This is a genomic window from Hydrogenophaga sp. A37, assembly GCF_002001205.1.
Classification (GTDB): Bacteria; Pseudomonadota; Gammaproteobacteria; order Burkholderiales; family Burkholderiaceae_C; genus Hydrogenophaga.
Window position 1 is genome coordinate 23,504 of the sequence record NZ_MUNZ01000143.1, and the last position, 9,798, is coordinate 33,301.

Sequence of the window (9,798 nt, forward strand, 5' to 3'; positions counted from 1 at the left end):
CGTTCTTTCGATGGCGCCGGCTGGGTACTTTGTGTCACGACAGTTGTTATGACAGGTGGACTATAATTCAGACCGCACTGGCCAGGTAGTTAGGGGAAACACCAGTGGATAAACCGTCTGGATCAGCGGAAGCTGTTATGACATGAAGACCAAAATACTCATCGGAATCGATTTGGGGTCGAGCAGCCTGAAGGCGCTGGCCCTGGAGGCCGTCAGCGGCCGCACGCTCGCGCTGTCGCGCATGCCCCTGCAGCACCACCGGCTGCCCGGCGGCGGTTGCGAGTTGGGCGCGCCCGCCATCCGCGCGGCGCTCTCCACCGTGCTGCGCGACGTGGCGCACCAGCTCGGCCCCCGCGTGGGCGAGGTGCGCGCCATCGGCTGCACCGGGCACGGCGCGGGGCTCTATGCGCTCGACGCGAGCAACGAACTCGTGGGCGGGCGGGCGGTGGCCTCGACCGACCAGCGCGCCGATGCACGGGCGTCGTCTCTGGCGCGTCACTGCGGCCCGCAGCTGCGCGCCGACGTCGGTTGCCAGCCATGGCCAGGCCAGCCCACCGTGATCGCGGCGGAATTGCTCGGCGCTGACGCGGTGCGCAGCGGCACCGTGCGGCGCCTGATGTTCGCCAAGGACTACCTGGGCTTCCTGCTCACGGGGGAGATCGCCACCGACGCCAGCGACGCGAGCACGGCGGGTCTCATCTCCGTGGCGACCGGCAGCTGGTCGCCCATGGCCTTTGCCGCCTCGGGCATCGCGGACCTGTCGCCGCAGGCCTTCGGGCCGCTGCTGCCCAGCGGCGAGGTGATCGGCACCCTGCTGCCCGCGGAGGCCACGGCGCACGGCCTGCCCGCGGGCATTCCCGTGGCCATGGGCGCCATCGACCTGCTGGCCTCCATGACCGCCATCCGCGCCCAGGAGCGCGGCCGAGCGGTGGTGGTGCTGGGCACCTGGTGCGTGAACGCCGTCATCGGCCCCGTGATGGAGCCCCGGCCCGACGTGGCGGCGGTCGTGCATTTCGGCCCGCGCGACCAGCGCCTGTACATGGAGAACAGCCCCTCGTCGATGGCCAACATCGCCTGGCTGGCGGGCGTGCTCGGCCTGCCCGATGCACGCGCGGTGGTGGATCTGGCGATGTCGGTGCCGCTGGGGGCCGGTGGCCTGCGCTTCCTGCCCTTTGTGAACGGCGGCGCGGGCGTGACGGCCGGTTTCGTCGGCCTCAAGAGCCACCACACCCGCGGCGACATGGCGCGGGCCGTGGTCGACGCGGTGGCGGCATTGCATGCGCGCCACACGGCCCGCCTGGCGGTCGGGGGCTTGCCGGTGGCGGCCAACACCGTGCTGGGCGGCGGCGCCAGCGACGCGCGTCTGGTGCGCCTGCTGGCCGGCCTTCTGGGCCGCCCGGTCGAGCGCTGTGCCGATGACGAGACCGGTGCGCGCGGCGCCGCGATCTACGCCGCGATGTCACAGGGTATCGACACCCATCCCTTGCGCGCGCCCTGCGACACGGTCGAACCCGATGCCGCCCAGGCGTGTGCCCACGCGGACTTCAACGCCGCTTTCAACGAATTGATCGACACCATGTCGCCTGTGTTTGGCCATCTGGCGGGCCGCCCGCCGAGCTCCACCCCCACGCTGCCTCAGACCACGTGCGCGCCCGCGCAGAGCGCGGAGGTGTCGCCATGAGCCACATGCCGCCATTGCCTTTCGTGCGCCCGGCCGCCGTGGCCGGCCGCCACTTTTCGACCGTGATCGTGGGCGCCGGGATCAACGGCGTGGGCGTGTTCCGCGACCTCTCGCTGCAGGGGGTGGACTGCCTCATCGTCGACAAGGGCGATTTCAGCGCCGGTGCCAGCAGCGCGCCCTCGCGCATGATCCATGGCGGTCTGCGCTACCTGGAAAGCGGCAGCTTCTCGCTGGTGGCCGAGTCCACGCGCGAGCGCAACCTGCTGCTGCGCAACGCGCCGCACCTGGTGCAGCCGTTGAAGACCGTGGTGCCACTTTCCAGCTTCTTCGGCGGCCTGATGAGCAGCGCGCTCAAGTTCTTCGGTCGCACGCCGCCCCAGCGCACACGCGGCCTGCTGGCGGTGGCGGCGGGGCTGCGCCTGTACGACCTGCTCGGCCGGCGCCAGCGTGTGATGCCCAACCACCGCATCAGCCGCGTGCAGCCCGCCGACCGCCAGCTCTTCCGCTCCGCGGTGCGCTGGACCGCGACCTTCTTCGACGCCTGGATCAGCCATCCTGAATGGCTGGTGCTGGAGCTGATCCGTGACGCCTGCCGCGACGAGCCCCGCTCGGTGGCCACCAACCACTGCCGCGTGATGGGTTGCGCGGGCAAGACCCTCACGCTGCGCGACGAAACCACGGGTGAGACGGTGTGCGTGACGGCCGATACCGTGGTCAACGCCAGCGGCGCCTGGCTGGACCTCAGCACGGCCCTGTTTGGCGGCGTGGTGCCGCGTGTGATGGGCACCAAGGGCTCGCACCTGGTGCTGAACCATCCCGCGCTGCGCGACGCGCTGGAGGGGCGCATGGCGTATTTCGAGGCGTTGGACGGGCGCGTGTGCATCGTCTACCCGTTCCTGGACCGGGTGCTGGTGGGCTCCACCGACATCCCGGTGGACGACCCCGACCAGATCGCCACCGAGCCGGCCGAGGTGGACTACCTGCTGGAGGTGCTGGGCGAGGTGTTTCCGAACCTGGCCTTTGGTCACAGCGACGTGGTCTACACCTACGTCGGGGTGCGGCCGCTGGCGCGCTCGGACGCCGACAAACCGGGGCAGATCTCGCGCGACCATTCGGTCGTGGTCGACCCACCGTCCGCCTCGTGCGAGGTGCCAGTCGTGGGCTTGGTGGGTGGCAAATGGACCACCTTCCGGGCCCTGGCGGAAGAGGCCACCGATGAGGTGCTGCACCTGCTGGGCCGGAACCGCACGGCCTCGACCCGGCAACTGCCCATTGGCGGCGGCGCGGGCATGCCACAGGGTGCACAGGCGACGCAGCGGTTCATCGAGCGCATCGCCCAGGATTCGGGCCTGTCGCCTGAGCGAGCCCAGGCGCTGCTGGCCCGCTATGGGTCACAGGCCTTGCGGATGGCGCAGGGCTTGCAGGTGGCGGGCGACGTGCCGCTGCAGCATGCGCCCGGGTACTCGGTGGCGGAAATCGCGTACCTGTGCACGGATACGGGCGTGATCCACCTGGACGACCTCGTGATCCGCCGCACGCTGCTGGCCATCCGCGGGCTGGTCACGGACGCCTCGCTGGCCGAGGTGGCCGGCATCGCGGCCCAGGCGCTGGGCTGGGACGCCGAGCGGGAAACGAGGGAGCTGCACAATTGCGCCACCGCCCTGCGTGAGCGCCACGGCGTGCGGTTGGCCTCCGCAGCACCCGGCACCGAGGCCGCGCCGGTTTCCCCCGCCTCATTGACCATCCAACCGGCCCTGAGCCCGTCCTGACGTGAACGCTCCGAACGACACCCCCACGCTGCTTGACCGCAACTCCGAATCGCCCCTGTGGGCGCAGTTCCGCGATGCGCTGCGCCAGCAGATCCTGCAGGGCGATCTGCCCATTGGCGCCAAGCTGCCCTCCGAAGCGGAATTGGGCGACCAGTTCGGCATCTCGCGCATCGTGGTGCGCGAGGCGCTGGCCGACCTGGTGCGCAACAACCTGATCTACAAGATCAAGGGCCGTGGCGCCTTCGTCGCAGCGCGCGAGCGCGATGAGGATTTTGTGTCGACCGTGCTGGGGTTCTCGGACGAGATGGAGCGCAAAGGGCGCTCCGTGCGCACCCAGGTGCTGGCGCAGCAGCTCCGCGCACCGACGCCGCAGGAGATCCAGGCCCTGGGGCTGACGGACGACACCCAGGTGGTGGCCCTGAAGCGGCTGCGCAGCGTGGACGGCGAACTGCGCCTGCTGGTCGATACCGTGGTGCCGGCCGACCTGGCGCCCGGGTTGCACCGCATGCGCCTGGACGACCGTTCGCTGTATGACGTGCTGCGCCGCCAGTACGGCGTGCGCCTGGTGCGCGCCGAGCGCTGGATCGACGCGGTGCAGCCCGACGCTGAAACCTGTCAGCTCCTGCAACTGGAGCAACCCGAGCCGCTGCTGCGCATCGAGTCCATCGCCTACGGTGCCAATGGCCGGCGCCTGGAGTACTACACCGCCTTGCACCGCTGCAAATCCAGCCGGCTGCATGTGCAGACGACCACGTAGCCGTCCTCGGCTACCCGTTCACCACTGCCCGCTCTCCATGCGGATCGCGACCTCGCAGTCGTCAAAGATCTCCAGCTTCGCGATCTTCACGCGCACGCCGATCACGCCCGGCAGCAGCATGAGCCGGCGCGTGAGCTTGCCGATCAGGCTTTCCAGCAGGTTCACGTGTTCTGCTGTGCACTCGTCGATGATGATCTGGCGCACCTTGCGGTAGTCGAGCACATGGCCGATGTCGTCGTCGTGCGGCAGCAGCGGCTGGGTGCCCTGGTTGAGCTCCGCGTCCACCCGGATCGGCTGCGGCGCCGTTTTCTCGTGGTCCAGGATGCCCAGATTGGCATCGAAGCGCAGGCCGGTGAGGGCCAGGATCTGGGTGCCGGCCTGCGACGCGTGGGGTGTGGTCATGGGGGTGCGCTGGTCACATCAGCGAAAAATCGCGCTCGAAGCGCATGAGGTGCTGGCCACCGTCCACCAGCAGCGTGGTGCCGGTGATGGAACGGTTGGTCAGGGCAAAGGCCACGGTCGCGGCCACGTCTTCGGGCGTGGACGAGCGGCCCAACGGCGACTGCCGGTGCAGTTCGGCGAATTTTTGATCGCTCAGCAGGTGGCTGGTGAGCGTGAGCCCGGGCGCCACGCCCACCACGCGCACGCGCGGCGCCAGCGCCATGGCCAGCATGGTGTTGGCGGCTTCGAGCGCGGCCTTGGAGAGCGTGTAGCTGAAGAAGTCGGGGTTCATGTTCCAGAGCTTCTGGTCGAGCAGGTTCACCACCACGCCCTCGGCGCCGCGCGCTTCGGCGTGCGCATGCAGGGCCTGCGCCAGCAGCACGGCCGCACCGGCGTTGGCGCGCAGGTGCTGCTCGAGTGCAGCGAAACCGAAGCTGGCGGCGTTGTCGTGCTCGAAGGTGGAGGCGCTGTTGACCACCGCGTCCACCTGCCCGAAGCGCGCCACCACGGCCGGCAACAGCGCTCGCACACTGGCTTCGTCGCCGAGGTCGGCAAAAAAGGTGTGGGCGCTGCCAGTGCGGCCGCTGCGCGTTTCGCAATCGGCGGCGGTTTGTTGCGCTTCTGCGATGGACAGGCGGTGGTGCACCGCCACGTTCCAGCCCGCCTGCGCCAGCGTGAGCGCGATTTCGCGGCCCAGGCGCTTGCCCGCGCCGGTGACCAGCACGGTGCGCGAAGCGGGGGGGGCAGACGGTACAGCGCTGGGCATGGCGGACAATGGGCGGGTGGTCAAAGCAACTGAAACCGAATCTGTGAGCGAGCCGTCGAGTTTAACGAGCGCCCTGCTGGCGCGCCTGCGCGATGCCATCCGCGCGTCGGGCGGCTGGCTGCCGTTCGACCGCTTCATGGCGATGGCGCTGTACGAGCCCGGGCTGGGTTATTACGCCAACCAGAACCCCAAATTCGGCCAGATGCCGGCCGGTGTGGCGGGGCAGGGCAGCGACTTCGTGACCGCGCCCGAGCTGTCACCGCTGTTTGGCCACACGCTGGCGCGGCAGGTCGCGCAGGCGCTCACCGCCACCGGCACCGACGAGATCTGGGAGTTCGGCGCCGGCACCGGCGCGTTGGCGCTGCAGGTGTTGGACGCCTTGACCGCCATGGGCCAGCCGCCGCGCCGCTACACCATCGTCGATCTTTCGGGCAGTCTGCGCGAGCGGCAGCGTGCCACGCTGGCCCGGCACGCCGACCGGGTGCAATGGGTTGACGCCTTGCCCGAAGCGTTCGACGGCGTGGTGCTGGGCAACGAGGTGCTGGACGCCATGCCGGTGCAGCTGCTGGTGCGCATCGGTGGACAGGCCGACGGCCACTGGCACGAGCGCGGTGTGGTGCTGGCCGCCGGCGGTGCACTGGCCTGGGCCGAGCGGCCCACCGACCGGCGCCCGCCGCTCGCCATCGAAGGCCCGCACCACTACCTGACCGAGATCCACCCGCAGGCCGAGGCCTTCATCCGCACGCTGGCCGACCGCTTGCGGCGCGGCGCCGCCTTCTTCATCGACTACGGCTTCCCCGAGGCCGAGTACTACCACCCGCAGCGCCACATGGGCACGCTGATCTGCCACCGCGCACACAAAAGCGACGATCACCCGTTGGCCGATGTGGGCGAAAAAGACATCACCGCGCACGTGAATTTCACCGGCATCGCGCTGGCCGCGCAGGACGCCGGCATGAGCGTGCTGGGTTACACCAGCCAGGGCCGGTTCCTGATCAACTGCGGCCTGCTCGATGTGGCGAAAGACGCCGGCCCGCGTGAGAACGCGATGTTGGGCAAGCTGGTGAACGAGCACGAGATGGGCGAGCTGTTCAAGGTGCTCGCGCTGGCCCCCGCCGCGAGCGCAGAAGGCTGGTCACCCATGGGGTTCTCGGTGGGCGACCGGACCCATCGCTTGTGAACAGGATGTCGCCATGATCCGCTGGATGATCGTCATCTTCCTGGCCCTGCTGCTGATCAGCTGGTTCACGCCGCTGCTGCACAAGCTGGGCTTCGGCAAGCTGCCGGGCGACCTGCGTTTCAAGGCCTTCGGGCGCGATTGGTTCATTCCGCTGACCACCACCATCCTGTTGAGCTTCGTGGCCAGCCTGATCGGGCGGATCCTCTGAAGGTTTCATACCCCTTGGGGTGTCTTGAAATCGATGCCGCGGTGCCCAACTGCAGCGGAACCTGTCCTGGAGCCCGAGCATGTCCACCGATTCCCTGCACATCGTCTGCCCCCACTGCCACACCACCAACCGGGTCGCCCACGCCGATCTGGGCGAAGACCCCGACTGCGGCAAATGCCACCAGCCCCTGTTCACCGGCCACCCGGCGGCGCTGGACGAGGCGGCGTTCGACAAACACATCGCGCGCTCCCAGATTCCGGTGCTGGTCGACTTCTGGGCACCCTGGTGCGGCCCCTGCCGGATGATGGCGCCCGCCTTCGAGCAGGCGGCACAGCAGCTGGAGCCGCAGATGCGGCTGGCCAAGGTCAACACCGAAGAAGCGCAGGCCCTGGGCGCGCGGCTCAATATCCGCAGCATCCCGACGCTGGCGTTGTTCGTGAACGGCCGCGAGGTGGCGCGCCAGCCCGGCGCCATGGGCGCGGCCGACATCGTGCGCTGGGCGCGCTCGCAGCGCACCTGACCCCGCCGGGGCCGTGGGTGGCCTGCGGCTCTGTAACTTGGTTACGCGTTCGGCATAATCCGCTGTCGCCCATGGCCGGTATCGGGTACCGTGCCGGTTACGCACCTGTGGAGCCCTCACCCATGTCCCCCCACCCACCTGACACCGCCCGCCTGCTGGCCGACGTCGGCGGCACCAACGCCCGTTTTGCCTGGCAAGCGGCCCCCGGCGCCCCGATCACCGACATCCGCATCCTGCCCTGCGCGGACTTTCCCCGGCTGCAGGACGCCATGCGCACCTACATCGACGGTCTGGGCCGCGGTGCGCCAGCGGCCGTGGGCATGGCCATCGCCAACCCCATCACCGGTGACCAGGTGCGCATGACCAACCACCACTGGTCGTTTGCCCAGTCGGCCGTGGTGGCCGAGTTCGGCCTGAAGACCTTCCGGCTGCTCAACGATTTCACGGCGCTCGCACTGGCCCTGCCCGACCTGCCGGCCGACGAGCTGCGCCAGGTCGGCGGCGGCGCGGCGGTGCAAGGCGTGGCCATGGGGCTGGTCGGCGCCGGCACCGGGCTCGGCGTGTCGGGCCTGGTGCCCGATGGGTTCGGCGGCTGGATTCCGCTGGAAGGCGAGGGCGGCCACGTGACCCTGCCCGCCACCACGGCGCGCGAGCGCGTGGTGATGGACGGCCTGATCCGGCGCTACGGCCACGCCTCGACCGAGCGCGTGTGCTGCGGCCAGGGGCTGGTGGACACCTGCGCCATCCTGTGCGAGGCCGATGGCGTCACCGCCCAGGGCTTGGACAGCGCCGCGGCCGTCAGCGACGCGGCCTTCAAGGCCGGGCACCCGCAGGCGCTGGAAACCATGCACATCTTCTGCGCCATGCTGGGCTCGGTGGCGGGCAACCTCGCGCTCACCCTGTGCGCGCGGGGCGGCGTCTACGTGGGCGGGGGCATCGTGCCGCGCCTGGGCGCCTGGTTCGATGGTTCACCGTTTCGCGAGCGCTTTGAAAACAAGGGCCGCTTCACGAGCCTGCTGGCGGGCATGCCCGTGTGGGTGATCACCTCGACCCAATCGCCGGCGCTCATGGGCGCCGCACGCGCCCTCGGATCGATAGGCTGAAACATTGTGACGCGACCTCGGGTTTTTCCCGATGCCCGGATTCATTAATTAATGAATAATTAATGAATCCGGGGTGGCATGGTGTTGCTCTGGATGGAACACCGCTGCGGCCCCTGGCCCAAGCAGCAACCCCTTCTTATCTGGAGACATGATGCTGAAACTCTCGAAACTCGCGATGGCCGTGGCCCTCACCGTGGCCGGCTCTGCGGCGCTGGCCGGCGAAGTGGAGGTCCTGCACTACTGGACCTCGGGCGGCGAAGCCAAGTCGGTTGCCGAGCTGAAAAAAATCATGCAGGCCAAGGGCCATGTGTGGAAAGACTTCGCGGTCGCCGGTGGCGGTGGTGACAACGCCGCCACGGTGCTCAAGAGCCGCGTCGTCTCGGGCAACCCACCCGCCGCCGCCCAGATCAAGGGCCCGGCCATCCAGGAATGGGCCGCCGAAGGCGTGCTGGCCAACCTGGACGCAGTCGCCAAGGCCGAGCAGTGGGACAGCCTGCTGCCCAAGGTGGTGGCCGACGTGATGAAGTCCAAGGGCAACTACGTGGCCGCCCCGGTCAACGTGCACCGCGTCAACTGGATGTGGGCCAACGCCGCCGTGCTGAAAAAAGCCGGTGTGACGGGCGCGCCCAAGAGCTGGGACGAGTTCTTTGCCGCCGCCGAGAAGGTCAAGAAAGCCGGCCTGATCCCCGTCGCGCACGGTGGCCAGAACTGGCAGGACTTCACCACCTTCGAATCGGTGGTGCTGGGTGTCGGTGGCGCCAAGTTCTACCAGGACGCGATGGTCAAGCTCGACCAGAAGGCCCTGACCAGCGCGACCATGGCCAAGTCGCTGGAGACCTTCCGCAAGATCAAGTCCTTCACCGACCCGGCCGCCCCCGGCCGCGACTGGAACCTGGCCACGGCCATGGTGATCCAGGAAAAGGCCGCCTTCCAGTTCATGGGTGACTGGGCCAAGGGCGAGTTCTCGGCCGCCGGCAAGGTGCCCGGCAAAGACTACATCTGTGCCGCCGCCCCTGGTACGGCCAACGCCTACACCTTCAACGTGGACTCGTTTGCCATGTTCAAGCTGAAGGACGCGACCGCACAGAAGGCCCAGGGCGACCTGGCCGCGGCCATCATGGGGCCTGAGTTCCAGGAAGTCTTCAACCTGAACAAGGGTTCCATCCCGGTCCGTCTGAACATGAAGATGGACAAGTTCGACGACTGCGCCAAGCTCTCCAGCAAGGACTTTGTCGAAACCGCCAAGGGCGGTGGCCTGGTGCCCTCGATCGCCCACGGCATGGCCGTCAGCCCGGCCGCCGAAGGCGCCATCAAGGACGCCGTGAGCCAGTTCTGGAACGACGACAAGATCTCCGTGGCCGACGGTGTGAAGA

The 9,798-nt window shown here is 68.9% G+C and carries 10 protein-coding genes; 8 read left to right on the top strand and 2 right to left on the bottom strand.

All coding sequences use genetic code 11. The features are described 5' to 3' along the window. The first annotated feature begins 142 nt into the window (after positions 1 to 142). Genes B0E41_RS19770 through B0E41_RS19780 form a run of 3 tightly spaced genes read left to right on the top strand, consistent with a single transcriptional unit; the run spans position 143 to position 4,207 of the window. Complete coding sequence (locus tag B0E41_RS19770; protein ID WP_077333549.1) at positions 143 to 1,681, top strand: FGGY family carbohydrate kinase; 1,539 nt, start codon at positions 143 to 145, stop codon at positions 1,679 to 1,681. Further along, positions 1,678 to 3,450: a glycerol-3-phosphate dehydrogenase/oxidase gene (locus tag B0E41_RS19775; protein ID WP_077333567.1), complete on the top strand. Its 1,773-nt coding sequence runs from the start codon at positions 1,678 to 1,680 to the stop codon at positions 3,448 to 3,450. The genes B0E41_RS19770 and B0E41_RS19775 overlap by 4 nt, the downstream gene beginning before the upstream one ends. A 1-nt stretch (position 3,451) precedes the next feature. Next, on the top strand, positions 3,452 to 4,207 hold the full coding sequence (locus tag B0E41_RS19780) for a GntR family transcriptional regulator (RefSeq protein ID WP_077333551.1): 756 nt from the start codon (positions 3,452 to 3,454) through the stop codon (positions 4,205 to 4,207). An 18-nt stretch (positions 4,208 to 4,225) separates the two neighbouring features. On the opposite strand, the gene B0E41_RS19785 is transcribed toward B0E41_RS19780, so the two are convergent. Together B0E41_RS19785 and B0E41_RS19790 are read right to left on the bottom strand one after the other, a co-directional pair. Further along, complete coding sequence (locus B0E41_RS19785) at positions 4,226 to 4,609, bottom strand: dihydroneopterin aldolase (RefSeq protein WP_077333553.1); 384 nt, start codon at positions 4,607 to 4,609, stop codon at positions 4,226 to 4,228. A gap of 13 nt (positions 4,610 to 4,622) precedes the next feature. Continuing rightward, the gene (locus B0E41_RS19790; protein ID WP_077333555.1) at positions 4,623 to 5,414 is read right to left on the bottom strand and encodes an SDR family oxidoreductase; all 792 of its coding nucleotides are present in this window, start codon (positions 5,412 to 5,414) and stop codon (positions 4,623 to 4,625) included. Here B0E41_RS19790 and B0E41_RS19795 point away from each other — a divergent pair. The 5 genes from B0E41_RS19795 to B0E41_RS19815 form a co-directional block, all read left to right on the top strand. Continuing rightward, positions 5,413 to 6,594: an SAM-dependent methyltransferase gene (locus B0E41_RS19795; RefSeq protein ID WP_077333557.1), complete on the top strand. Its 1,182-nt coding sequence runs from the start codon at positions 5,413 to 5,415 to the stop codon at positions 6,592 to 6,594. The genes B0E41_RS19790 and B0E41_RS19795 overlap by 2 nt on opposite strands. Positions 6,595 to 6,607: 13 nt before the next feature. Next, positions 6,608 to 6,802 carry a DUF2905 domain-containing protein gene (locus B0E41_RS19800; protein ID WP_077333559.1) on the top strand — a complete coding sequence of 65 codons (195 nt, stop codon included), beginning with the start codon at positions 6,608 to 6,610 and terminating at the stop codon, positions 6,800 to 6,802. A 79-nt stretch (positions 6,803 to 6,881) separates the two neighbouring features. Continuing rightward, complete coding sequence (gene trxC / locus B0E41_RS19805; RefSeq protein ID WP_077333561.1) at positions 6,882 to 7,322, top strand: thioredoxin TrxC; 441 nt, start codon at positions 6,882 to 6,884, stop codon at positions 7,320 to 7,322. A gap of 122 nt (positions 7,323 to 7,444) precedes the next feature. After that, complete coding sequence (gene glk / locus B0E41_RS19810; RefSeq protein WP_077333563.1) at positions 7,445 to 8,425, top strand: glucokinase; 981 nt, start codon at positions 7,445 to 7,447, stop codon at positions 8,423 to 8,425. A gap of 151 nt (positions 8,426 to 8,576) precedes the next feature. Next, on the top strand, positions 8,577 to 9,798 hold a 1,222-nt coding region (locus tag B0E41_RS19815; protein WP_077333565.1), incomplete at its 3' end, for an ABC transporter substrate-binding protein.